Annotated in this window: 23 protein-coding genes and 1 pseudogene; 14 read left to right on the forward strand and 10 right to left on the reverse strand. The window is 68.7% G+C overall.

The window, feature by feature from the left end:
• Window positions 1–13: 13 nt before the first annotated feature.
• The 5 genes from rfbA to ACIOJD_RS26345 all read left to right on the forward strand — a co-directional run bounded on the left by rfbA (window position 14) and on the right by ACIOJD_RS26345 (window position 5,019).
• Window positions 14–895, forward strand: coding sequence for a glucose-1-phosphate thymidylyltransferase RfbA (gene rfbA / locus ACIOJD_RS26325; protein ID WP_401918812.1), 882 nt, complete (start codon window positions 14–16; stop codon window positions 893–895).
• A complete protein-coding gene (gene rfbB / locus ACIOJD_RS26330; protein ID WP_401918072.1) occupies window positions 876–1,925 on the forward strand; it encodes a dTDP-glucose 4,6-dehydratase in 1,050 nt (349 codons plus the stop codon). Before rfbA ends, rfbB begins: the two co-directional genes overlap by 20 nt.
• Window positions 1,900–4,119 carry an alpha/beta fold hydrolase gene (locus ACIOJD_RS26335; protein ID WP_401918074.1) on the forward strand — a complete coding sequence of 740 codons (2,220 nt, stop codon included), beginning with the start codon at window positions 1,900–1,902 and terminating at the stop codon, window positions 4,117–4,119. The genes rfbB and ACIOJD_RS26335 overlap by 26 nt, the downstream gene beginning before the upstream one ends.
• Before the next feature lie 180 nt (window positions 4,120–4,299).
• A complete protein-coding gene (locus ACIOJD_RS26340; RefSeq protein WP_401884764.1) occupies window positions 4,300–4,617 on the forward strand; it encodes a hypothetical protein in 318 nt (105 codons plus the stop codon).
• Between the two features lie 87 nt (window positions 4,618–4,704).
• The gene (locus ACIOJD_RS26345; RefSeq protein ID WP_401918076.1) at window positions 4,705–5,019 is read left to right on the forward strand and encodes a hypothetical protein; all 315 of its coding nucleotides are present in this window, start codon (window positions 4,705–4,707) and stop codon (window positions 5,017–5,019) included.
• A gap of 155 nt (window positions 5,020–5,174) precedes the next feature.
• On the opposite strand, the gene ACIOJD_RS26350 is transcribed toward ACIOJD_RS26345, so the two are convergent.
• A complete protein-coding gene (locus ACIOJD_RS26350; protein ID WP_401918078.1) occupies window positions 5,175–5,837 on the reverse strand; it encodes a rhomboid-like protein in 663 nt (220 codons plus the stop codon).
• Here ACIOJD_RS26350 and ACIOJD_RS26355 point away from each other — a divergent pair.
• Both ACIOJD_RS26355 and ACIOJD_RS26360 read left to right on the forward strand, forming a co-directional pair.
• Entirely contained in the window at window positions 5,836–6,750 is a 915-nt protein-coding gene (locus tag ACIOJD_RS26355; protein WP_401918079.1) for an aminoglycoside phosphotransferase family protein, read from the forward strand. The genes ACIOJD_RS26350 and ACIOJD_RS26355 overlap by 2 nt on opposite strands.
• 25 nt (window positions 6,751–6,775) lie before the next feature.
• Window positions 6,776–7,288 (forward strand): GNAT family N-acetyltransferase, encoded by a 513-nt coding sequence (locus tag ACIOJD_RS26360; protein WP_401918081.1) that lies wholly within the window; start codon window positions 6,776–6,778, stop codon window positions 7,286–7,288.
• A 216-nt stretch (window positions 7,289–7,504) separates the two neighbouring features.
• Here the strand turns inward: ACIOJD_RS26360 and ACIOJD_RS26365 are convergent.
• From ACIOJD_RS26365 to ACIOJD_RS26385, 5 genes and pseudogenes are all read right to left on the reverse strand, one after another.
• A pseudogene (locus tag ACIOJD_RS26365) lies at window positions 7,505–7,858 on the reverse strand (Scr1 family TA system antitoxin-like transcriptional regulator); the annotation flags it as partial.
• A gap of 33 nt (window positions 7,859–7,891) precedes the next feature.
• Window positions 7,892–8,161 (reverse strand): hypothetical protein, encoded by a 270-nt coding sequence (locus tag ACIOJD_RS26370; protein ID WP_401918082.1) that lies wholly within the window; start codon window positions 8,159–8,161, stop codon window positions 7,892–7,894.
• Between the two features lie 78 nt (window positions 8,162–8,239).
• Window positions 8,240–9,157 carry a cupin domain-containing protein gene (locus ACIOJD_RS26375; protein ID WP_401918814.1) on the reverse strand — a complete coding sequence of 306 codons (918 nt, stop codon included), beginning with the start codon at window positions 9,155–9,157 and terminating at the stop codon, window positions 8,240–8,242.
• A 70-nt stretch (window positions 9,158–9,227) separates the two neighbouring features.
• Window positions 9,228–10,136 (reverse strand): zinc-binding dehydrogenase, encoded by a 909-nt coding sequence (locus ACIOJD_RS26380; protein WP_401918084.1) that lies wholly within the window; start codon window positions 10,134–10,136, stop codon window positions 9,228–9,230.
• Window positions 10,137–11,083: 947 nt separating this feature from the next.
• On the reverse strand, window positions 11,084–11,368 hold the full coding sequence (locus ACIOJD_RS26385) for a hypothetical protein (RefSeq protein WP_401918086.1): 285 nt from the start codon (window positions 11,366–11,368) through the stop codon (window positions 11,084–11,086).
• 170 nt (window positions 11,369–11,538) lie between these two features.
• Here ACIOJD_RS26385 and ACIOJD_RS26390 point away from each other — a divergent pair, with 170 nt between their 5' ends.
• Window positions 11,539–12,372, forward strand: a complete 834-nt coding sequence (locus tag ACIOJD_RS26390) for a Scr1 family TA system antitoxin-like transcriptional regulator (RefSeq protein ID WP_401918088.1) — start codon at window positions 11,539–11,541, stop codon at window positions 12,370–12,372.
• The gene (locus ACIOJD_RS26395; RefSeq protein WP_401918089.1) at window positions 12,369–12,566 is read left to right on the forward strand and encodes a DUF397 domain-containing protein; all 198 of its coding nucleotides are present in this window, start codon (window positions 12,369–12,371) and stop codon (window positions 12,564–12,566) included. Before ACIOJD_RS26390 ends, ACIOJD_RS26395 begins: the two co-directional genes overlap by 4 nt.
• Window positions 12,567–12,670: 104 nt before the next feature.
• Here ACIOJD_RS26395 and ACIOJD_RS26400 read toward each other — a convergent pair whose 3' ends face one another.
• On the reverse strand, window positions 12,671–14,191 hold the full coding sequence (locus ACIOJD_RS26400; protein WP_401918091.1) for an MFS transporter: 1,521 nt from the start codon (window positions 14,189–14,191) through the stop codon (window positions 12,671–12,673).
• Between the two features lie 242 nt (window positions 14,192–14,433).
• On the opposite strand from ACIOJD_RS26400, the gene ACIOJD_RS26405 reads away from it, so the two are divergent.
• Entirely contained in the window at window positions 14,434–15,150 is a 717-nt protein-coding gene (locus tag ACIOJD_RS26405; protein ID WP_401918092.1) for a pentapeptide repeat-containing protein, read from the forward strand.
• 133 nt (window positions 15,151–15,283) lie between these two features.
• Here the strand turns inward: ACIOJD_RS26405 and ACIOJD_RS26410 are convergent, their stop codons facing one another.
• The gene (locus tag ACIOJD_RS26410) at window positions 15,284–15,781 is read right to left on the reverse strand and encodes a hypothetical protein (RefSeq protein WP_401918094.1); all 498 of its coding nucleotides are present in this window, start codon (window positions 15,779–15,781) and stop codon (window positions 15,284–15,286) included.
• A gap of 341 nt (window positions 15,782–16,122) precedes the next feature.
• Here ACIOJD_RS26410 and ACIOJD_RS26415 point away from each other — a divergent pair, with 341 nt between their 5' ends.
• On the forward strand, window positions 16,123–17,583 hold the full coding sequence (locus ACIOJD_RS26415; RefSeq protein WP_401918096.1) for a M1 family metallopeptidase: 1,461 nt from the start codon (window positions 16,123–16,125) through the stop codon (window positions 17,581–17,583).
• Window positions 17,584–17,705: 122 nt separating this feature from the next.
• Here ACIOJD_RS26415 and ACIOJD_RS26420 read toward each other — a convergent pair whose 3' ends face one another.
• The gene (locus ACIOJD_RS26420; protein WP_401918097.1) at window positions 17,706–18,281 is read right to left on the reverse strand and encodes a TerD family protein; all 576 of its coding nucleotides are present in this window, start codon (window positions 18,279–18,281) and stop codon (window positions 17,706–17,708) included.
• A gap of 179 nt (window positions 18,282–18,460) precedes the next feature.
• Between ACIOJD_RS26420 and arfB the strand changes: the two genes are divergently transcribed.
• Window positions 18,461–18,892 carry an alternative ribosome rescue aminoacyl-tRNA hydrolase ArfB gene (gene arfB / locus ACIOJD_RS26425; RefSeq protein WP_401918099.1) on the forward strand — a complete coding sequence of 144 codons (432 nt, stop codon included), beginning with the start codon at window positions 18,461–18,463 and terminating at the stop codon, window positions 18,890–18,892.
• Window positions 18,893–18,977: 85 nt separating this feature from the next.
• On the opposite strand, the gene ACIOJD_RS26430 is transcribed toward arfB, so the two are convergent.
• Window positions 18,978–19,493, reverse strand: a complete 516-nt coding sequence (locus ACIOJD_RS26430) for a flavin reductase family protein (protein WP_401918100.1) — start codon at window positions 19,491–19,493, stop codon at window positions 18,978–18,980.
• Window positions 19,494–20,211: 718 nt separating this feature from the next.
• Here ACIOJD_RS26430 and cdgB point away from each other — a divergent pair.
• Both cdgB and ACIOJD_RS26440 read left to right on the forward strand, forming a co-directional pair.
• Window positions 20,212–21,981, forward strand: a complete 1,770-nt coding sequence (cdgB, locus tag ACIOJD_RS26435; protein ID WP_401918102.1) for a diguanylate cyclase CdgB — start codon at window positions 20,212–20,214, stop codon at window positions 21,979–21,981.
• A 370-nt stretch (window positions 21,982–22,351) separates the two neighbouring features.
• Entirely contained in the window at window positions 22,352–23,383 is a 1,032-nt protein-coding gene (locus ACIOJD_RS26440) for a carbohydrate-binding protein (RefSeq protein ID WP_401918103.1), read from the forward strand.
• Window positions 23,384–24,036: the final 653 nt, after the last annotated feature.

The raw sequence follows: 24,036 nt of genomic DNA on the forward strand, positions 1-24,036 counted from the left end.
CCCGAGGAACCCGATGAAGGGGATCATCCTGGCCGGCGGCGGAGGCACCCGGCTGCGGCCGCTGACCGGGTCCCTGTCCAAGCAACTGCTGCCGGTCTACGACAAGCCGATGATCTACTACCCGCTGTCCGTGCTCATGCTGGCCGGTATCCGCGAGATCCTGGTCATCTCCTCCACCGAACACATCGACATGTTCCGGCTGATGCTGGGCGACGGGTCCCGGATCGGCGTCGACATCAGTTACGAGGCGCAGCCCGAGCCCGGGGGCATCGCCCAGGCCCTCACCATCGGCGCCCGCCATATCGGCGACTCCCCGGTGGCCCTGATCCTGGGCGACAACATCTTCCACGGTCCCGGGTTCTCCTCCGTACTGCAGGGCAGCATCCGGCACCTGGACGGCTGCGTGCTGTTCGGCTACCCGGTGGCCGACCCACGGCGCTACGGGGTCGGTGAGATCGACAGCGAGGGGCGGCTGCTCTCCCTGGAGGAGAAGCCCGCCCAGCCCCGCTCCAACCTCGCCGTCACCGGGCTCTACCTCTACGACAACGACGTCGTCGACATCGCCGGGAGCATCCAGCCCTCCGCGCGCGGCGAGTTGGAGATCACCGAGGTCAACAGGGTCTACATGGAGCAGAAGCGCGCCCAGCTGATCGAACTGGGCCACGGATTCGCCTGGTTGGACATGGGCACGCACGACTCACTGCTCCAGGCGGGCCAGTACGTCCAGCTGCTGGGGCAGCGTCAGGGGGTGCGGATCGCCTGTGTCGAGGAGATCGCACTGCACATGGGCTTCATCGACGCGGACGCACTCCACGAACTGGGCCGCGAACTCGGTACGTCGGCATACGGCGCCTATCTGACGGAGGTGGCGTCCCGTGCCCCCGAAGCCGTCTGAGGCGCCCCGCCGGATCCTGGTGACCGGCGGCGCCGGGTTCATCGGCTCGCGTTTCGTCACTCTGCTGCTGGACGGCTCGCTACCGGAGTTCGGCCATCCGGAGGTGACGGTCCTGGACGCGCTCACCTACGCCGGCAACCTCGCCAACCTCGCCCCGGTCGGCGACTCACCCCGGCTGCGGATCTTCCACGGCGACATCTGCGACCGCTCCCTGGTCACCTGGGCCATGGCGGGGGCCGATCTGGTGGTCCACTTCGCGGCCGAGTCGCATGTGGACCGATCGATCCAGGACGCCGGATCCTTCGTCCGTACAAACGTGCTGGGCACGCAGACCCTGCTCCAGGAGGCGCTGAAGGTACGCCCCGGCCGGTTCGTACACGTCTCGACGGACGAGGTGTACGGCTCGATCCCGCGGGGGTCCTGGACGGAGGACCGGCCGCTGAGCCCCAACTCCCCCTACGCCGCGTCGAAGGCGTCGTCCGACCTGCTGACGCTGGCGTACCACCGCACGCACCAACTGCCGGTGTGTGTGACCCGCTGCTCCAACAACTACGGGCCGTACCAGTACCCGGAGAAGATCATTCCGCTGTTCACCGCCGGCCTGCTCGACGGCGGGACCGTCCCGCTCTACGGCGACGGCGAGAACCGGCGCGACTGGCTGCACGTGGACGACCACTGCCGGGCCATCGCGCTGGTGGCCCTGGGCGGACGTCCCGGCGAGGTCTACAACGTCGGCGGTGGTACGGAGTTGACCAACGCCGAACTGACCGATCGCCTGCTGAAACTGTGCGGAGCCGACCGGTCGGCGGTACGGCAGGTGCCTGACCGCAAGGGCCACGACCGGCGCTATTCGGTTGATTTCACCAAGATATCCACCGAACTGGGCTACGCGCCGCGGGTCGATATCGACGAGGGACTGGCGGACACCGTGCGCTGGTATCGCGAGAACCGCGCCTGGTGGGAGCCCCTCAGGAGCAGCCCCTTAGGAAAGGACGATGACTTTCGTGTCGACATCTGTGGATCTGCGTAACCTGTCCGACCTCTGGCTCCGCCGGTATCGTCCGTGCGCCGCGCCCGCGGTGCGACTGGTCTGCTTCCCGCACGCCGGTGGCTCGGCCAGCTCGTTCCTGCCGTTCGTCCGGGAGCTGCCGGACGAGGTCGAGGTGCTGGCCGTCCAGTACCCCGGCCGCCAGGACCGCCGGGCCGAGCCGCTGATCGACAACGTCGAGAGCCTGGTCGGGCCGCTGGCCGACGTGCTGGGGGCCCAGTCCGACCGCCCCCTGGTGCTCTTCGGGCACAGCATGGGGGCCACCGTCGCCTACGAGGTCGCCCGGGTGCTGGAGCGGCGCGGGACGGGTCCGGCCGCCCTGGTGGTCTCCGGCCGCCGGGCACCCACCACCAGCCGGCGCACCGCGGTGCACCTGTACGACGACGAGCGGCTCATAGCCGAACTCCGCTCGCTCGACGGCACCGACCAGAGCCTGCTCACCGACCCGGAACTCCTGGAACTCGTCCTGCCCGCGATCCGCAACGACTACCGGGCGGTGGGCCACTACGTGCACCGCCCCGGGGCGCCCCTGGCGTGCCCGCTGACCGTGCTCACCGGTGTCGACGACCCCGACGTCACCGTGGAAGAGGCGGCGGCATGGCGGGACGTGGCGGCCAGGGCCCATGTGCGTACCTTCCCCGGCGGGCACTTCTTCCTGTACCAGCGCACGGCCGAGGTGTGCGCGGCCATCGTCAGCGCGCTCGCCCCACTGCTCCCGGACGACAGCACCAGAGGGACAAGACCCCTCGCGCCGGGGGCCGTCGCCAATGCCGACTACGCCGACCGGCGGCGTACGGCGGAGCGGGTACGCGCGTCGGCCGACGCGCTCGACAGCCGGGTCACCCCGATGGCGGGGGTGCCCGGCTGGCTGGCCGAGTACGGGCGGGCCCACCACTTCCACGCCGAGCCCATCCCGTTCGAGAGGCTCCAGCACTGGCACTTCGAACCCGGCACCGGCAATCTGCGCCACGAGAGCGGCCGTTTCTTCTCCATCGAAGGGCTGCGAAGCAGCTCCGACACCGCCCCCGCCGACCGGGTCTGTCCGATCATCGTGCAGCCCGAGGTGGGGCTGCTGGGCATCCTGGCCCGCGAGTTCGACGGGGTGCTGCACTTCCTGGTGCAGGCCAAGCCGGAGCCCGGCAACGTCAACGGGCTCCAGCTGTCCCCCACGGTGCAGGCCACCCGGAGCAACTTCGACGAGGTGCACCACGGCCGCCCGACCCCGTTCCTCGACCACTTCATCCACCGGCCGGGCCGCCGGGTGCTGGCCGACACCATCCAGTCGGAACAGGGAGACTGGTTCCTGCACAAGCGCAACCGGAACATGGTCGTGGAGGTCGCCGCGGACGTGGCGGCCGACGACTCCTTCCGATGGCTGACGCTCGGTCAGATCCGTAGGCTGATGATGGACGACGACCTCGTCAACATGGACACCCGCAGTGTGCTGGCCTGCCTGCCGACCGCGCATGCCGAACCCGGGGACGACGCCGGTGACGACGGGTGGCCGGCCGCACTGCGGCGGTCCTTCTACGGAAACGGCGCCCCGCTGCACGATCTGCACGCGATCACCAGCTGCCTCACCGACGTCCAGGCGCTGCGCGTACTGCGCCAGCAGAGCGTGCCGCTGAACCGCGCGTACGAGGACGGCTGGCACCGCACGCCGACCACGATCGGGCACGAGAGCGGTCGGGGCTTCGAGGTCATGGCCGTCGATGTCACCGCGGAGCAGCGCGAAGTCGCCTCGTGGACCCAGCCGTTGCTGCGGCCGTGCTCCCAGGGCCTGGTGGCCCTGATCGCCCGGCGGATCAACGGCGTACTGCACGCCCTGGTGGCGGCCCGGTCGGACATCGGCACGCTCAACGTCGCCGAGTTCGGGCCGACCGTACAGCTCAGGTCGCCCGAGCCGCCCGACGAGGCATCCCCGTACCTCGACTACGTACGGGCCGCCGGGCCCGACCGGATCCGCTACGACGTGGTGCAGTCCGAGGAGGGCGGGCGCTTCTACCACGCGCGCAACCGGTATCTGGTGATCGAGGCGGGATCGGAGATCCCCGTGCACTGCCCGCCCGGTTTCCGGTGGGCGTCCTTCGGACAGCTCACCGAACTGCTCGCACACGGCAATTACCTCAACGTCGAACTCCGCACCCTGATCACCTGCGCGCACGCCTCCTACTAGGGACCCTGGGGCCGGTCGCGGCACTAATGGCCGTCCTGTCGACAAATTCTCAGGAGATCGCTTGCGGGGGCGGGGCGGCGTGCCTAGAGTAACGGCCGCGAGGTCAACTCGCGATCCAAACCGGGGGCGGATGTGGATTCATGGGAATCCTTGCCCATGCCCCCGCGAAAAGGGGGAAAAGTGCGAAAGAAAGTCGGAACGGTACTCGCCATTGTGGCTTCCACCGTTGCCGCGGGTGTGGTCGTGGCGCCCAGCGCCTCCGCGAGGGCGACCTACGTCTGCACCACATCGCATTCGGGAAACACCGGCTCCGCCAAGTGCGCTGACCTGGCGACGGTCGACCGCTACCGGGCCAAGGTGATCTGCACGGACATCCGCGGCGTGCAGACCACCTTCTTCGGCCCCTGGAAGCCCGGTCGCAGCGGTGAGTGGTCGAGCAAGACGTGCCCCGGCTCGGGGTTCTTCTACCATGTCGGCTTCCAAGTCGAACTGGGCTGAGGTCTCGCACACTGAGTATCAGTACTCATTGACTGCGGGAACTAAAGGAACTACAGGAACTTCAGGAACTACGGGGAACGGGGAACAATGAATAAGAAGAAGGCCGCTTTGGTCTTTGCGGCGGTAATCATGGGCGCCGGCCTGGCCGCGCCTTCGGCCGTGGCGGCCGAGTCCGGCGTTCGGTCGGTGGACTGCAACACATGGTCCAAGGGCGAAACCGGCTATGCCTACTGCTCCGGACTCGGAGTTGTCGGTGCATTTCGGGCCAAGGTGGTTTGCACGGATGTCCGAGGCGTGGAGACCACTGTCTATGGCCCGTGGGTCGGAAACGGCAAGACGACAAGCCGTGCGTGCCCCGGCTCGGGCTTTCTCGTCCGTGTCGGTGCGGACATCAAGGACTGACGTCAGGGACTGGCATCAGGGACTGGCATCAGGGACTGGCATCAGGGACTGACGTCGAGGACTGACATCCAGGACTGACGTCGAGAACCGACCTCCAGGACCGCCGAGTTCAGGTGTGTCTGATCGCAAGCCGGCCGGAAGCCCTCGTAGCGCAGCTACCCGGGCTTCCGGCCGGCACCGCGACAGGCGTTACGCCCGCCGCCGTCCGTGTCCGGGCCGCGGCCCGGCGTGAGGGCGTGGCAGGCCAGTCCGATCAGGACGGCCGTGAAGTGACCCAGGTCGGTGAAGGTACGGCCGGTGATCAGCGGGATGCCGTAGAAGATCAGGACGGCGCCGAGATACGGCAGGTGCCAGGGGCGGGGCACCCGGTACGTGAGGACGCCGATGACCCCCGCAAGAGCGTAACTCACCCCGATATCAAGGGTGTTGACGGCGGACTGCGGCGCGTGGCCGTGGAGGATCGCCCAGTTGAGGACGCCCTCGCTGATGAGCGTGGCGCCGATATGGGCGAGCGCGGCGACGGCGAGCCAGCGCGCGGTGCCGAGCCAGTGTTCGGCGGGGGCGTGGAAGACGGTGTAGAGCAGGGCGTACGGGATCCAGGAGCCGCCGTCGATCCAGAAGGCGCTGGCGATCAGCACCCGGACGGGGTTGGTGGACAGCTCGTGGATGTTGGTCGAGCGCTGGAGCAGGAACTCCCTCTCGAACTCCGGCGACATGCGGTGCAGAGCGACGGTGGTGACGAAGAGGGCGGCCAGCCAGAGGTAGGTGCCGGGGGCGCTCGTGATCCAGGTGCGGACCGTACGGAGGAAGCGGCGCATGGGCCGATTCACCCACGGTCGTAGGATCGGAGGCGTGATTGACATTCCGGTGGAGCTGGCGGAAACGCAGTCGAAGTTCTTCGGGGAGGCGGGTCGCGCGTTCATCCGGGCGCTGCCGGGCCGCGCGGCGGACTTCCTTCAGCGCTGGGAGCTGCGGCTCACCGGACCTTCGATGCACGGCATGTGCGCGCTGGTGCTGCCGGTGGAGTGCGCGGACGGTACGCCCGCGATGCTGAAGCTCCAGTATCTGGACGGCGAGTCGGACGGCGAGCCGGTGGCGCTGCGTGTGTGGGACGGCGACGGTGCGGTACGGCTGCTGAGGTCCGACGACGTGACGGGCACGATGCTGCTGGAGCGGCTGCACACGCGGGACCTGAACGGGGTGGACTCCCGGGAGGCGGTCCGGATTCTGGCGGAACTGCTGGCCCACCTGACCGCGTTCGAGGCGCCGCCGGGGATGCGCACCCTGGGCGACATCGCCGCGCGGATGATCGACGACGTACCGCTGGTGTCGAAGTCACTGCCGGACGAGAGCGAACGACGGCTGCTGCGGGACTGCGCTGCGGCGCTGCGCGAGGTGGCGGACGAACCGGGGGACCGGCTGCTGCACTGGGACCTGCACTACGAGAACGTCCTGGCGTCGGACCGGGAGCCGTGGCTGGCGATCGACCCGAAACCACTGGCGGGCGACCCGGGTTTCGACCTGATGCCGGCGCTCGACAACCGTTTCGACGCTTCGGAGACCCTGTGGCGCTTCGATCTGATGACGGAGACGCTGGGCCTGGACCGCGAGCGCGCGCGGGCGTGGACGCTGGGCCGGGTGCTCCAGAACAGCCTGTGGCACGTACTGGACGGGGAGCGCTCGCTGGACCCGGACCAGGTGTCCATCGCCCGGTCGCTGCTGGCGCCGTAGGCCGGTGAGAAGGCAGGCTGCGGTCATGATTCGTAACTCCACGGCAGCCGATGTCCCGGTGATCCACGCGATGATCCGGGAACTGGCCGCGTATGAGAAGTCCTCGGACGAGGTGCGTGTGACCGAGGAGCAGCTGCGCGAGGCGCTGTTCGGGGAGCACCCCGCCGTATACGCGCATATCGCGGAGACGGACGACGACGGGGACCGGGACGGGACCGGGGACCGCGAAGTCGTGGGGTTCGCGCTGTGGTTCCTCAACTTTTCCACATGGCGCGGGGTCCACGGCATCTACCTGGAGGACCTGTACGTACGCCCCGCCCGGCGCGGCGGCGGCCACGGCAAGGCGCTGCTGACGGAGCTGGCGCGGATCTGCGTCGAGCGCGGGTACGAGCGGCTCGAATGGTCGGTCCTGGACTGGAATGCGCCCGCCATCGACTTCTACCGATCAGTCGGAGCGGTATCGATGGACGAGTGGACAGTGAACCGCCTGACGGACGACGCACTGGTCAGGCTGGGTACGCCGGAGTCGGCCGGGTAGGAAGGCGGCCCCGCCGGAAGCGGCACCGGCCATCCGCCACGGGGGAGCGGAGGACCGGGGCCGGTCAGGGCTCAGGTCCCCACCACTCGGGCAGCTCCGCGGGGTCGTTGCCCTACCGGTGACCAGCCCGCCGACGGGCGGACTCGAGGTCGTCCGGGGTGCAGCTGTCGCGTATCTGACGGATGTACGGCGGAGCGTTGCGCTTTTGCCACGCCCTCACGTACGGGGTGCGTCACCGTTGCAGCCTTCCGGTCGCGGAATGTGCTTCAGCATGACTACGGGGAGCCGGTAGACCGCGGAATCGGCGAGCGTCTGCCACGCCCTCCGGTAGACGCCGACACTGTCCGCGTCGTCCAGCCAGAGTTCCGCGTGCCAGTCCTCCGCGATCACCAGCCGGTCGTCGTACAGCCAGAACCCGTTGGCCGGGGGAATCTTGAGAGGGGCACCGAAGGGGATGATGCCCAGGGAGAGGGTGTCCAGCCCGAGGACGCCCGCCAGCCGGTCGAGTTGTGCGGCCAGCACGGCGGGAGGGCACACGAGAGCCCGGAGCGCGGCCTCCCACAGCACAACCGCAACTGCCTGCGGGCCTTCCTCAACTGGGTCCTACAGAGCCGCCACTGCCGACGCCCGCTCTCCCTGCCCGCACTGAAGCTCACCCGGCGGGCCGCGCTCGGCGAAGACGAACGTCTGGACGTGCTCGGCCGGCTGCTGACCGATCCGGATACGCCGAACGGCCTTCGCGTCGCCGGCGTCATCGTGCTCCTCTATGCCCAGCCCCTCACCCGGATCGTCCGGCTCACCGTCGACGACGTGATCCGGGACGGAGAGGCGGTACTCCTGCGGCTCGGGGAACCGGACGCCGCTGGGGATCACGGAAGGTCACCAGCGGGCTGGGTTCCTCGGGGAACTGGCGACAGTTGAATACGAGCCCATACCAGTACCGGGGCCGGATCACTTGCGAAGTCGAGAACGGTACTCGCCAGGGGCCGTGCCTCGGGCACGTCTGAAGGCACGGCTGAAAGCGTGCGGAGAGCCGTATCCGACCGCGTCGGAGATCGACTCGACCGGCTCATCGGTATCGCGGAGCCGGACGGACGCCAGGTCGATGCGCCACTGCGTCACGTACGCGCCCGGCGTCTGTCCGAGGGCGGACCGGAAGCGCCTGGACAGCGTCGCCCGGGAGACGCTCGTCGCGGCGGCCAGGGTCTCCGTGGTCCAGGGGTGTTCCGGTTGGGCGTGGACACATGCCAGGGCGTCGCGCACGACCGGATCACGCATCGCTCCCAGCCATGAGCCGGACTGTTCCTGCGGGTGGCGGGCCAGCCAGGCGCGTACGAACTGGACGAGCAGAAGGTCGATGATGCTGTTGATGGCGGCGGTGGTGCCGATCTGCGGCTGCGCGAGCTCCGCGGCGAGAAGTTCGACGGTTCTTCCGAGCTGCGCGTTCTCCCGGGCTGTGACGTGCATCGGCCGAGCGAGGGAGGTAAGCACCGGGGTGCGCACCTCCCGGTCCTGCTCGTAGTGCAGCACGATCACTTCCGTCTGCACCGGCGCCGAGCCCAGACGCAGGGCTCGGCCATCGCCAAAAGACCGGGCCGCCGCCTCACGGTCGCAGGAACCCATTGTCACGCCGGCGCCGCCGGCTATCCCGTGTGCGGTGCCCGGCGACACCAGGACGGCGTCTCCGGCCTGCACCTGAAGAGGTTTCTCACCTGGGATGTGGAGCCACATGGTGCCGCGGGACACCACGTGCAGTGCCGCTCCTGGAGAGGAGTCCAGCCGCAGGCCCCAGGTTCCTCCGGCCTTCAGCATGACCCCGAGCGCCCCACGCGCACCCGAAACACGCAAGACCTCCGCCAGCACATCCATGGGTCCATTCTCGTCCACCCCGGCGAACCGCCCACCGGCGGGCGAGGCGCGTGTGTCCTCGTCCACAGCGTCAGGCCACGTCAAGAACGGCCTTTCCGTGCACCTTCCGCGCGAACAGCGCCTGGACGGCGTCGTCCACGTCCTGCCAGTCGCCTCGTAGTCCGACCGGTGCCGAGAGCCTCCCGGCGGCCATGAGGCCCAGCAGGTCCGTCAACTCCGCGCTGGTCGGCGTCATGTCGCCGTAGGTGGCGATGCTGCGGGGTTCACCGAAGCCGAACAAGGTCCCTGACGGGAACGTGGTTTCCTGTCCCGAGGAGTAACCGACCAGGTGGATGGTGCCGCCCTCGGCGAGGGAACTCCAGGCCTGGGCCACCAGTGGTCCGCCGACCGTGTCCAGGACGAGATCGAACCGGTCCCCGGTCTCGGCCAAGTCGGTCAGGACCTTGTCGGCGCCGAGTTCACGGAGTCCGACGGCCCGCTCCGGCGAACCGACGAGTGCCGTCACCCGGGCGCCCGCCAGCGCCGCCAGCTGGACGGCGAAGTGCCCCACGCCCCCGCTGGCGCCGGTGATCAGAACGTTGCGCGCCAGCAGGGAACGCTTGCGCAGCACCCGGAATGGGGTGACTCCGGCGATCCCCAGCGCGGCGGCGTCGGCCAGGTCCACGCCCTCGGGGACGGTGCCGAGCGAGGCGGGGCTGACTGCCACCCGCTCCGCCCACGCGTGGGGAGCCATTCCCACTGCGACGCGCGTACCTTCGGGCGGCCCCGAGCCGTCGGATGCGGCGCGCACCACGACGCCGGCCGCGTCGTGACCGTGCACAGCGCCGGCTGGCCACTGGTCCACGTAATTCAGCTCTCCGAAGTTGAGACCGATGTGCCGTATCTCCACCAACGTCTCACCGGCGGACGGTACGGGCTCATCGACATCGGCGAACCGGACGGGTCCGGCCTCACTGTGATCGACCACAAGGGCGCGCATAAGGGGTGTGTTTCCTTCTCTCGTGGGTGCGCCTGAACACTCGGCGCTGCGGCAGATCGAGTGCGCAAATGCCGCACTGCCGTCTTCTTGAAACCCTACGCAGGACCGGGACAGCGACCAGACCCGTGAGAATCAATCAGTTGACGATCTGTGTCAGTGCGACTCGCGGCGCGTCGAGCCCTGCACCCGTCCGGTCAGGAGCATCGAGGTGAAGGTGCCGCTCCGCGCGGGCGGCCGCGCGTTCGGCCGGCGCCTCCAGCAACGACGGAACGTCAATGACCGCGATGGGGACGGCTGGGGAGCACAATCGCCGATTCCGCCCCCGTGGATCCGGGCAGTCTCCAAGCCCACTTGCGGGAGATCGGCGTCCCGCCACAGCGCGGCAGAACCTCCGCGATCCGCCAACTCGTCCTCCAAGCCCCGGCCCGTCATCGCGAAGACGCTCGGCTACCCACGACAAGACAGCCACCCGCCCGGTCACTGAAGCCGATGGAACCTGGAGCCGATACGCCTCCGGCGACCACACACGGTGACACCAGGCACGGCCTCAACGAGGAATACGCGACACCTCGACATGCGAGCCCACCAGTCGCAGTCGCCGTGCCATTTGCCGTTCCTCTCTTGCCGGCGTACAGGTCCCGACCAGGATGGGGCGGGCACAGCCTCCCTGTCCGGCGTGATTCGCGATGATTCTCGGGGTCAGCGACACCCGAGTCTTCAATGCCGCCAGCCCCAACGCGCGTTCTCCTCTTCGAGTTTCGGCCGCAGCCTTTGTATGACCGGGCTGAACGACCGGTCGTCGGGACGGTCATGCTTCGGCTCGTCGGCGGCCTTCGGGGTGTTCGTGTCGGGGCACTTGGGATGACCGCAGACGCAGGGTGGGAATTCGAGGGCGGAACGGGGTGTGAGGTCGGCCCCCTCGGGGGCGTCGGCGTTCACATGTCCATTCACGTCTCCGTCCACGTCTCCGTCCACGTCTCCGCCCCCTCGTCCGTCGCTTCCTCACGCTGGATCGCTGCTCGCAGCCTTTCCAGACCGGCCAGAGTCCTTTCCAGGTTGGTCCGTGTCGGCGGGGCGTACGGGCCCCGGTGGATGCCGGCGGGGAGCGGTGTCCATGCCGGCAGCCACGTCTCGTCGGACGCGTTCTCCCAGCGTTCGGACCGCCGTTGGGCCACCTCTTGCGGGGTGAGCCTGAGCCGGTGGAACTCCCCTGTCGCTATGCGTGTGACCAACTCGTCCGTACCGCTTGAGTGTTGGGCGTCAAAGGGCTCGGGGGCAGTGTGCTTCCGGGGCAACGTCCGCTCCTCTCCGTAGTGGTTTCACTACCGGGGGTGCTCAGCGTGGCCTACGGTGGGAGGCCATTCAATGTTTCAGGTCGGGACGGAAGGTTGGTGATAATTCTTTGAACCGCAAGGAGTTGGAGCCGGAGCGCAGTCCACAAGCCGCCTTCGGGGCACGTCTGCGCAGCTCGCGGGAAGCGCGTGGCTGGAAGCAAGAAGATCTTGCCAAGGCGATGGAATATTCCAGCACGCATATTTCATCGGTCGAAACTGGTCGGAAGTTTCCGACCTTGCGTTTTTCGCGCCGTGCGGACCTCGTCTTCGGTACCGCGACCGGTGAGACCTTCGAGCGTCAGTCGCGCGAGATCCGGCACGGCAGTCTGCTGGAGGGTTTCCCCGAGTACCTCGGGCGTGAGGGCCGGGCAGTCGAAATCCGGTTGTACGAAGTGGGCGTCGTCCCTGGTCTGCTCCAGACGCCGGAGTACGCGTCCGTACTCGCCGGAAGTGGCGTCAAGCGGGGAGCGATCACGGCCGAGCAGGCAAGCGAGCGGGTCGCGCTCGTCGCAGAGCGACAGGCTGCGCTCCTCCGGACGCCTCCGCCCTTGATCTTCGTGGTGCTGGACGAAAGCTGTATCCGTCGGCCCATGGGCGAGCCCGCCGTCATGGACGCGCAGTTGGAGCGACTGATCGAATTCGCCGAGCTGCCCAATACCGTGCTCCAGATCGCCCCGTTCGAGATGGGGGAGCGCCGACCGCTCAACCTGCCGATAACCGTACTGACACTGCCGGACCGCTCGCTCATGTCGTACGCGGAGTCCTCCCAGCGGGGGCATCTCGAACGGGACAACACCTTAGTCGTGCCCATGTTGACGGCCTACCATCAACTACAGGCCGAAGCGCCCTCGCAGGCGGCATCTGTGGCAATGATCAGCCAGTTACGAAAGGGCACCCCGTGACGACCGATTCCCTCCGTTGGTTCAAGTCCTCATACAGCGACAACGGTGGCCAGTGCGTCGAGTGGGCACCGGAGCACGCCGCGGTGACGGGTGAGTTCAAGGTCCGTGACAGCAAGGTCCCGAACGGCCCGCACCTGACCCTGACCGCCGAAGGCTTCGCCGGGCTGGTGGCCTTCGCCAAGTCCCACGACTGAGCCGTACGCGCGGCCCGTCGGGCGAGCGGAGCCCCGCTGTTTCTCTCCTCGGAGCGGCGGGGCTCATGGCTGTCGGGACGCTGTGTCACCGAGCGCGCCGGAGGTCAGACCGGGACGGTCTCCTCGCCCCGGCGCGGGGAGCGGGCCGTCACCAGCACCATCGCCAGGATCGCCGCGACCAGCAGGATGATCGCCGCCCAGCCGATGGCGACGGTGAAGCCGTGGACGGTGCCCGTGGCCACGATGCGGGCCTTCTCGGCCGGGGTCAGGCCGCCCTGCCGCGCGGCCTCGGCGAGGTGGCTCGCGAGGTAGGTGCTCGTCGTGGTCGTCGCGATGGTGTTGAGCAGGGACGTACCGATGGAGCCGCCGACCTGCTGCGCCGTGTTCACGGTCGCCGAGGTGACACCGGCGTCCTTCGGGGCGACTCCGGACGTGGCCACGGACATGACCGGCAGGAAGGTGAGGCCCATGCCGAAGCCGAGCATCAGCGTGCCGGGCAGGATGTGGGTGGCGTAGCTGGAGTGGGTGTCGATGAAGGTCAGGGTGTACAGCCCGCCGGCGGCGAGCAGCAGCCCGGGTCCCATCAGGAGCCGTGGCGGTACGAAGTGCAGCAGGCGGGCGGCGACCTGCGTCGACGCGATGATGATCGCGGCGCACATCGGAAGGAAGGCGATCCCTGTCCTGAGGGGTGAGTAGCCCAGGATGTTCTGGAGGAAGAACGTCAGGAACAGGAACAGCCCGAACATGCCGATCATCGTCAGACACATCGTGAGTACGGAGCCGCCCCGGTTGCGGTTGCCGATGATGTGCGGAGGAAGCAGGGGGCTCGGCGCGCGGGTCTGCCACCAGGCGAAGGTCGAGAGGAGTACGACGGCGCCGCAGAGCAGGCCGAGGACCAGCGGGGCGGACCAGCCACGGGATTCGGCCTCGCTGAACCCGTAGACGAGGGCCACCAGTCCGCCGCAGCCGAGGATCACACCGGGGATGTCGAGCCGTACTTCCCGGTGAGCGGCCCGGTCGTGCAGCAGGGTGAGGGCGCCGAGGACGGCGAGGGCGGCGATCGGGACGTTGACGTACAGGCACCAGCGCCAGGAGAGGTACTCGGTGAGGATTCCGCCGAGGAGCAGGCCGATCGCGGCACCGCCGCCCGCGATGGCGCTGTAGACGCCGAAGGCCTTGGCGCGTTCCCTGCCGTTGCTGAAGGTGGTGGTGAGCAGGGACAGCGCGGAGGGGGCGAGGACGGCGGCGAAGGCGCCCTGGAGCGCGCGGGCCGCGAAGAGCATGGTGGGGTTCTGCGCGGCGCCGCCCAGCGCTGAGGCGGCGGCGAAGCCGATGAGCCCGATGATGAAGGTCCGTTTACGGCCGACGAGGTCGGCGACCCGGCCGCCGAGCAGCAGCAGACCGCCGAAGGCGAGGGTGTAGGCGGTGATGACCCACTGCCGGTTGCCGTTGCCGAGGCCGAGTTCGCGCTGGGCGGACGGCAGGGCGATGTTCACGATGGTGGCGTCGAGTACGACCATCAGCTGGGCCATGGCGATGACGGCCAGGCCCCACCAGCGGTGCGCGTCCTGTTCGCTCTCCGCCTCGGTGCCGGGTGGGACGTCGGGTGTGGCTGGGTCGCTCATAGAGATCTTCCTTCGCAGTGGATCTCCGTCGGATCGCTGACAGACCTCCGCCCAGAACACCATGAATCAGGTCGCTTCGCCCCTCGCGGCTTTACGCTCCGGCACGCTGGAGGAGCCCTCATGTCCGCGTCTCGCCCGCCTTTCGCTCATTCGTTCGCATGTGCGGGCTGATTACGTGACGAGTGCTTGCCAACTGGATGTGACGGCGGGGCGTTGTCAGTGCCGTGAGTCACCATGGGGACATGGCACGAAAGGCGACGACGGAGAGTGGTGCGGGCGCGGCTTCAGCGAGGGGATCGGCGAGAGCCGCGCTGAGAGTGTCGCCGAAGCGGGCGGAGGTGCTGCTGCCCCCGCTGAGTCCTTACGGCGGCGGGCTGGATCCGGATGGTGACTACGACGGGCTCGAGTTCAAGGACCTCGACCTGACGGGGCAGGAGGGGCCTGGGGCGCGATTCATCGATTGCTCGCTGGACGGCTGCGGGCTGGACGAGACGGCGCTGGGGCGGGCGCGGTTCGTCGATTCCGTACTGAGCCGTGTCCGAGGGGTCGGTACGGACCTGGCGGGGGCGTCGCTGCGTGACGTCGAGATCGTGGACGCGCGTCTGGGCGGGGTGCAGCTGCACGGCGCGGTGCTGGAGCGGGTGCTGATCCGGGGCGGGAAGATCGACTATCTGAATCTCCGGAAATCCCGGCTGAAGGACGTGGTGTTCGAGGGCTGCGTCCTGTCCGAACCGGACTTCGGGGGCGCGGAGTTGATTCGGGTGGAGTTCCGCGACTGTGTGCTGAGAAGGGCCGACCTGAGCGGGGTGCGGATGAAGGACGTCGATTTGCGCACGGTCGCCGAGCTGGATATCGCGCGCGGCCTGGACCGGCTGGCGGGCGCGGTGATCAACTCGGCGCAACTGCTGCAACTGGCACCGGCGTTCGCGGCGCAGATAGGGGTGCGGGTGGAGGACTGAGACATGGCTGCGCAGAGCCAGGGGCCGTCCCGACGCTGACCGTTGGCACCGGCGTGAAGGCTCCGGCTCGGGCTCCGGATCGGGCTCCGGCTCCGGCTCAGAGGCGCGTTGAGACGCGTGTTCAGAAGCGCGCTCAGACCCGGGCGAAGCGGGCCTGGAGGTCCCAGACGATCGGGTTGTCGGCCAGGCCCTCGTGCATGTCGGCGAGATCCGCGATCAGATCGTGCAGGAAGTCGCGGGCCTCCCGGCGCAGCAGCCGGTGGCTGAAGGTCAGCGGGGGCTCGTCGCCGGGCATCCAGTCGGCCTCCACATCGACCCAGCCGAAGCGCCGCTGGAACAGCATGCGGTCCGAGGACTCGGTGAAGTCCAGCTCGGCGAACTGCGGCTTGGCCGCACGGCTGCCGCGCGGGTCGCGGTCGAGCTGCTCGACGATGTCGCACAGCGCCCACGCGAAGTCGAGCACCGGCACCCATCCCCAGGCCGTGGACACCTCGCGGTCCGCGTGGGTGTCCGCGAGATAGACGTCCCCGCAGAAGAGGTCGTGCCGCAGCGCCTGGACGTCCGCGAGGCGGTAGTCGGTCTGCGGGGGATCGGGGAAGCGGCGGGAGAGGGAGTAGCCGATGTCGAGCACGGGCTAGATGGTGTCACGGATGGAGCAATGCCAGCGGCCGTGGACCGGGCCGAACGCCACTGACCTGCGGAAACGTGATCGCTTACGCGTTTGGGTGACCGGTTGTGGAATCCTCCCCGGCGCCGCCGCAGCACGGCGAGTTCCGGCCTTCACGCCCCTTCGCCTTCGTGGCACGCTCCGGGACGTGGTCGATCACGCGTTCTCCGACGAAGGACTCGCCGCGCTGTACGACGTACTCAACCCCTGGGGGAGATCGGGCGACAAGGGGTGGGGTCTGGGCTGAGGCCGGGACGGGCCCGAGCCGGGGCGCAGGTCCGTCGTGGTGGACTTACGATCGCTGCGTGGACCAGCGCACTCCGGCAGCTCCAGCAGTCCCAGCAGCTCCACTCGGCACGGCAGCCACAGCGACCGTCACGGCCCTCGCGCTGCTCCTCCTCGTCGGCTGTGCCGCTGACGCCGCCGAGCACGGCACGCGGGGCGCTGCCGGCGTCGGCGACCGTTACTTCCCGCGCCTCGGCAACGGCGGCTACGACGTCCAGCACTATGGCCTGACCCTCGACTACGCCCCGTCCACCGGCCGGCTCAAGGGCACCGCCGAGATCACCGCCCGAGCCACACAGGACCTCAGCTCCTTCAATCTCGACTTCGCCGGGATGACCGTCGATTCCGTGACCGTCGGGGGCAGGAGGGCCACGGTCCACCGGTCCGGTACGGAACTCACGCTGCGCCCCCGCGCCGGTCTCACCCGTGGCGAGACGTTCCGTACGGTCGTCCGCTACTCCGGCGTACCGCGTCGCATCACCGACCCCGACGAGTCGCACGAGGGCTGGCTCAGGAGAGGGGACCGGGCGGTCGGGCTGGGGGAGCCGACGGGCTCGATGGCGTGGTTCCCGGGCAACCACCATCCGAGCGACAAGGCGTCGTACGACATCCGGATCACCGTGCCCGAGGGCGTGAAGGCCATCTCCAACGGTGAGTTGAGGAGCGAGCGAACGTCGGCCGGCCGCACCGCGTTCGCCTGGCACTCGGCGGAGCCGATGGCGAGCTATCTGGCCACGGTGGCCATCGGCCCGTACAAGACGCACGAGGTGAAGAGGAAGGAGAAGAGGAAGGAGGGGACGAAGGGGCAAGCGGCGGTGCCGGTGGTGCCTCTCTATACGGCGGTCGATCCGACCGTCGCCGAGGACGGCGCGGAACTGCTCGCGGAACTCCCCGGGATCATCGACTGGGAGACGAAGACCTTCGGTCCGTACCCCTTCTCCTCCGCCGGAGTGATCATCGGTCGCGAGGACGACTCCGAATACGCCCTGGAGACCCAGACCAAGCCGTTCCTCCCCGGCCCGACCAGCGTCGGCACGCTGGTCCACGAGGTGGCCCATCAGTGGTTCGGCAACTCCGTGACCCCCAGAACCTGGCAGGACATGTGGCTCAACGAGGGCTTCGCGGAGTACGCGGAATGGCTCTGGGAGGAGCACACCAACGACATACCGGTCCAGCGGAGCTTCGACGAGGCGTACGCCGACGACGACAACTGGGCCTTCCCGCCGGCCCGTCCGCCCTCCGCGGCGAACATCTCCGACTCGCCGGTGTACGGGCGCGGCGCGATGGTCCTCCACCGGGTGCGGGTGGCCGTGGGCGACAAGGCCTTCTTCCGTATCGTGCGCGGCTGGCTGCGCACGTACCGGCACGGCAATGTCAGCACCGACGACTTCACGGCGTACGTGGAGAAGGAGTCGGGCCAGGATCTCCGTGGGGTGTGGGACGCCTGGCTGTACGGCGACAGCAGGCCGACCGTCATCTGACCTCGGTCGGACGCCGGTCCGACCCCGCGCGCCGCGTCGGCAGGGTGTGCGGGCGGGTGGCCCCCGGGCTGGGCCGGGGGGCACCCGCTCTCAACGCGACGTACTCGCGGTGTACGTACGGGTCAGAGGTTGACGCCGAAGTCCGTGGCGATGCCCGCCAGGCCCGAGGCGTAACCCTGGCCGACCGCGCGGAACTTCCACTCCGCACCGTTGCGGTACAGCTCGCCGAAGACCATGGCGGTCTCGGTGGCGGCGTCCTCGCTCAGGTCGTAGCGCGCGATCTCCGTGCCACCGGCCTGGTTGACGATGCGGATGTACGCGTTCCGCACCTGGCCGAAGTTCTGGCTGCGGGACTCGGCGTCGTAGATGGAGACCGGGAAGACGATCTTGTCGATCTCGGCGGGCAGGCCCGCCAGGTTGACGTTGATCGCCTCGTCGTCGCCGGCGCCCTCGCCCGTGCGGTTGTCACCCGTGTGGACGATCGTCTGGTCCGGCGTCGACTTGTTGTTGAAGAAGACGAAGTGGCCGTCGGAGAAGACCTTGCCGTCCACCTTCACCGCGATCGCCGAGGCGTCGAGGTCGAAGTCGGTGCCGGTGGTGGTACGGACGTCCCAGCCGAGGCCGACCGTGACGGCGGTCAGGCCCGGTGCCTCCTTGGTGAGCGAGACGTTGCCGCCCTTGGACAGGCTTACAGCCATGGGGATGTCCCTTTCGTTGTCGAGTGCGGGCTCCGAGTCGTCCCGAAGCTACCGTCACCCGACATAACGCAGGCAGAGGTCCGAGAGGTTCCAGCCCCCTTTACTTTCTTTACCGAGTCTGCGGACGCGCTCGGGAAAAGAGGGTGACGGCAGTGGCGCGGGCACGCGACCATGGAGGCATGTCCGGGCCTCCTTATGTCATCCGCGGTTCGGTCTCCCTGCCGGAGGCCGAGCTGATGTGGCGTTTTTCGCGCTCCTCGGGACCCGGTGGCCAGCACGTCAACACCAGTGACTCGAAGGCGGAGCTCCGGTTCGATCTGGCGAAGACGGAATCTCTCCCTCCGGTGTGGAAGGAGCGGGCGCTGGAGCGGCTCGACGGCCGGCTCGTGGGGGGCGTGATCACTGTGACCGCCTCTGAGCACCGCTCCCAGTGGCGCAACCGCGAGACGGCGGCGGTGCGGCTCGCGTCCCTGCTCGCTGAGGCCACGGCCCCGCCCCCGAGGGCGCGCCGGAAGTCGAAGATCCCGCGCGGTATCAACGAACGCAGGCTGCGGGAGAAGAAGCAGCGCTCGGAGACCAAGCGCGGCCGCACGGGCCGAGGCTGGACATAAGCCCGTGGGCCCGTAGGCCGTAAGCCCTGTAAGCCCGTAGGCCTGTAAGCCCATAAGCCCATAAGCACCCGCTCGTCCACCGCCGCTAGTTCTGCCCCAACTGCCGGTACCGCCCCTTGAAGTACGTCAGCGGGCCGCCCTCGGCGAGCGGCAGATCCGCCGTCAGTACCCGGCCGATGACCAGCGTGTGGTCGCCCGCCTCGACCCGCTGTTCCGTACGGCACTCCAGCACCGCCAGCGACCCCTCGACCAGGGGTGCCCCGCTCACCTCTCCCCGCCGGTACGGGAGGTCCTGGAACAGCAGCCGGTCGCTGATCCTGCCCTTCATCGAGAACCGGCCCGCGATCTGACGCTGGTTCTCGCCGAGCAGCGAGGCGGCCCACAGCGGCTGTTCGAGGAGCAGGTCGTCCATACGGGAGCCGTTGCGCACGCTGACCAGCACCAGCGGCGGGTCCAGGGAGACCGACATGAAGGCGGTCGCCGTCATGCCGGCGTCCTCGCCGCGCGGTCCGTCCGGGCTCAGGGCCGGTTCATGCGCCGTCACCAGCACCACACCCGCCGCGAGTCGGGACAGGGCGGCGCGGAACTCGTCTTTACTCACCCCTTCAGGATGCGGGATGGCCTCGCCGGCGCTGCTGAGAGCCCCGTGGGTGGCGGAACGTGAAGCGGACTGGGAAGCAGGGGTCGTCTGGGGCACAGGGGAGACGCTAGTCTCGTCCGTCCCGCGCCCGCATCGGGCCAGGGGACCAGCCTGGTCCTAGGACCACCCGGCAGCCGACCACGCAGCCGACCCGGCGGTCGACCAGACCGCAGACCCGGCGGTCGACCGGACCGCAGACCCGGCGGTGGACCAGACCGCAGACCCAGCGGTGGACCGGACCGCAGACCCGGCGGGACCGGACCGCAGACCCAGCGGTGGACCGGACCGGAACTGCGGCCGTCGACCATCCGCCGCAGACCCAGCGGTGATCTGGACCGGCCGACCCGGCAGTTCGGCCGACCGCCGACCACCCGGCCAAGGGTCCTTCAGTGCGCGGCCGCGCACCGAGGACCCGGCCGCGCACTGAAGGACCCGGGCGCCGCCCCCGCACAGGCGCCCGTGATTTGCGTTCAAAAAGGCCCAGGAGCCGCTCTCATGAGGCGCTCCCTCCATGAATCAGACGTTGATCAGGTGATGTGACTTGACTCACAGAGCGGGGTATTTGTTGACCCTGTGTACCGAGCGAACAGCTCGCTGTGATTCAGTTGCGAGGACAATGCAGCACGAGTGTCGATCAGAATCCTGGAGTTGCTGTCGAGGTCTCGGGGAGAGCGAGCGCATGGAGACCGAGTCGGAGCCGTACGTCCGTCTTGCGACCCTTCGGCAGTTGCATGAGGCCGTCGCCGAACTCAACACCGCCCGGAGCCTGGCGGACACCCTCAAGACCGTCGCGGACGGAGTCGTCTCCGGGCTGGGATACGAACTCGCGTGCGTGAACGTCGTCCAGGCCGACGGGGATCTCGTGGTCGCGGCCTTCGCGGGCAGCGCGGCGGCCGAGTCGTTGATCACCGGCCGGGTCGGTTCGCGGGCCTCCTGGGAGCGCCGTCTCAGCATGGGCGAGAGCTGGGGCGACCTGCGCTTCATACCCCACACCGAGGGCTGGGTCCTGCTGGAGGACGACGTCCCGCAGTGGTACACGGAGGGCCCCGAACCCCGCTTCGAGGACGAGTGGCACCCGCAGGACCGTCTCTATGCCCCGATGTACGCGTCGGGACGCAAGGACCCGCCCGCGCACGCGGTGGGCGGCGGACGTGAGCTGCTGGGCGTTATTTCCGTGGACCAGCCGCGCGGCGGACGCCGTCCCGGGCCCTGGGGGCAGGAAGCCCTCCAGATGTACGCGTCGCAGGCGGCGATTGCGATAAGCAACGCTCGCCTCCGAGCAAACATGCAGCGTGCCCTGGTCCGCCTGGAGCGTGAGCAGCAGGCGCTGCGGGCGAGTGAGGAATCCTTCCGCCAGGCCTTCGAGTACGCGCCCAGCGGCATGGCCATCGCCGAGATGGGCGGCGACCAGCACGGCCGCTTGCTGCGGACCAACGACGCGCTCTGCCGGCTGCTCGGCCGCCCGACGTCCGTGATGCGCCGGTACTCGTTCTCCGACCTCGTCCACCCCGAGGACATCGGGACGCTGCTGCGTACCTCCGCCGAAGGCGGCCGTGCCGAGCTGCGACTGGTCCGCCGTGACGGCTCGTACGTCTGGGTCTCGCTGCGCAACTCCGTGGTCGCGGACACGACGGACGGCCCCCGCCTCCTGCTCACCCACGTCGAGGACATCGAGGAGCGCAAGAGCCGCGAGCTCCAGCTCGCCCACCGCGCCTCGCACGACGCGCTGACCGGCCTGCCGAACAGCGCGGAACTGCGCTCCCGCCTCGCCGCCCGGCTCTGCTCGCACCCCGGCGCCACGCGCGAGACGGCGGTCGAGGCCCTGGACGCGGCGTACGGCGGGTACGAGGGCACGGTCCTGTACGAGCCCGGGTACGACGCGTACGACGGCTATGACGGATACGACGGGTACGAGGAGCGGGCGGGCCAACGCGGAGGGATCCGTGGCGGGGCCGGGCCCGGTCAGCTGGTCGGCGGCGGGCCCTTCGACCACCACGAGCACATGATCGCGCCCGGTGGTGACGGTGGTGACGGCAAGGCCGACGACGGTACGAAGGGCCTCGCGGTGCTCTTCTGCGACCTCGACGGATTCAAGTCCATCAACGACCGCTTCGGGCACAACACGGGCGACGAGGTCCTGATCGAGGTCGCGCGACGGCTTACCACGGGCGTACGGGACGGGGACACGGTCGCACGGCTCGGGGGTGACGAATTCGTCGTTCTCGCGGACGGCCTGGGCGCGGCGGACGCCGCCGACCTCGCCGTACGGCTGCGGAACGCGATCATCCCGCCGATCAGGGTCGACGGCAGGGCCGTCCGGGTCGGCGCGAGTTTCGGCATCAGCTGGGCTGCCTGCGGGATGTCGGTGGAGGAAGTGCTGCAATCCGCTGACCAGCGGATGTACGTGGAGAAGCGCTCGCGGAGCAAGGTCCACCGGCGGGCGGGATGACGACGGTCGTGACGACGGCGGCGGGGTGACCCGGCGGAACCGGGGCAGCCGGACAGCGACAAGCGCCACATCGAGGTCGGCACATCGGGGCCGGCACTCGGGGCAGGCGTACGCAGGGGCACGCAGAGGCATGTGGAGGGACAAAGCGGTAGGTACGGAGAGGCAGCGGGACAGAGTCACAGATGAGCCCCAGGTCTCAGGGAGCCCGCCCGGCAACGTTCGGGACAGGGCTGGGACAAGGAAGCGACCCGTTGTTCACCCGGCGGCCGCAGACTGGCTGCCACCCGTCAAGACCCGTCCGTAGGCTTACGCATTCGAGGTAGGCTCGGCCGGTCGGCGACGCTGGCGAGATGGTAAGGAGTGACCAGGGATGACGGCCGGGAACAACGGCGCGAGCACGCCCGAGGACGACGATCCGTTCGGTTATCTGTACGAGGACGGACAGGCAGCGGGCGGCAATCAGCAGCGGCGCCAGGGCGGCTACGGCTACCCGGGCCCGGCGGCGCAGCCCGGCGTGCCCCGGACTTCGTACAACCAGGTCAGGACGGTCGGCGAGCGTCAGTACGGCCAGCAGGCCCAGGTCCCGCAGCAGGCGCCGTACGGCCAGCAGCAGACCTACGGGCAACAGCAGGCTTACGGCCAGGCTCCTTACGGCCAGCAAGGGCAGCAGGGGCAGCAGCCCAACGCGCACTACGCGGCTCCCGAGACCCAGCCGGGCGGCGGCGGCTCCTCCACCCGCCAGGTCCCGGCCCAGCGCGGCAACGGCTCAGGCGGGCGCGGCGGCCCCAACACCAAGGTCCTGCTGAGCATCGCGCTCGCGGTGGTCGCGGTGGTCGTGGTCGGCATCGGTATAGCGCTGGCCACGAGCGACGACAAGACCGGCGCCGAGGCGGGGCCGTCCGCGTCCCCGTCGGCGGGGCAGACCGAGGACGCGGGAAAGCCGAGTGACGCGGCGACGGACAAGGAGAAGGCGCCCGTCGACCTGCCCAAGCAGGATGCGGCGACTCTCAAGCTCACTCCGCCTGCGGCGGCCGCCACGGACATCGCCGGAGCGAAGAGTGAGAGCGGCGCCTATGTGTCGCTGAACGGCGTCGGAGCGTCGACCACGTGGACTGTCGATGTCCCCGAGGCCGGGCCGTACACCCTCGCCGTCACCTACGGAGTGCCCGGCAAGGATGCCAAGACCTCGCTGAGCTACAACGGCGGCAAAATCCAGTCCCTCAACATGTCCAACTTCGCGCGGGCCGCCGAGGGCGACTGGGCCAAGGGCTGGACGAACACCTTTGCCTACATCAACCTCGACAAGGGATCGAACACGATCAAGATCTCCTGCGAGCAGGGTGACCAGTGCGAGGCGAATCTCGACCAGCTCCAGCTCAAGGCCGGTCACGTCAAGGGATAACACGCGGCAACTCGCACGGCGAAGTGGTCGTTCGCGCACGATTCTCCGGAGACTGAACTAAATTTCGCCCCACCGGCGCGCCGGTGGGGCGAAATTTAATTCGCTACGTTCATTCACTGCGTTCTCGCCGCGAGAAATCCGGGGCGGGTAGCGTCTATTTCATGCCAAGGTTCAGCGGCAGCTCAGGGCTGTCACTTACCAAGTCACATCTGTGCATGAGTTGAGCATCCGGTCGCCTTCGAATGTGGCAACCTGTACGCCGATATCGAAGAGTCCACCACTGTCTGATGCTGTTGTGTACCAGGCGTTACCAGTTCCACTGCCCCCGGTGACGGAACGCCACCCCCAGTACTTTGTCGTTCCGAATGTATTTTTCGAGAGGAATCTGACCCTCGCGTGATGCCCGTCGGCAGCCGTGTCGTTCAGGCTGATCGACAGGTTGATGGCGGCGTCCGGTCCGTGCCAGTTGTTGTAATAGATCGAGCCTTTGGCTCCCGCGGTGCTGCACGCGAGCGTGCCCTCGAAGCCGTCTGCCTGCGCTGTGCCCGAAGCTGTCAATGTCAAGGTGATTGCGGCTGCCGCAGTGATTAAGCTCTTTTCATCAAAATCCCCTCCCTGTTCTTTTTGTTCGAAAGGTAATTTACCGGAACGAT

This window comes from Streptomyces sp. NPDC088116 (genome assembly GCF_044741745.1).
GTDB lineage: Bacteria > Actinomycetota > Actinomycetes > Streptomycetales > Streptomycetaceae > Streptomyces.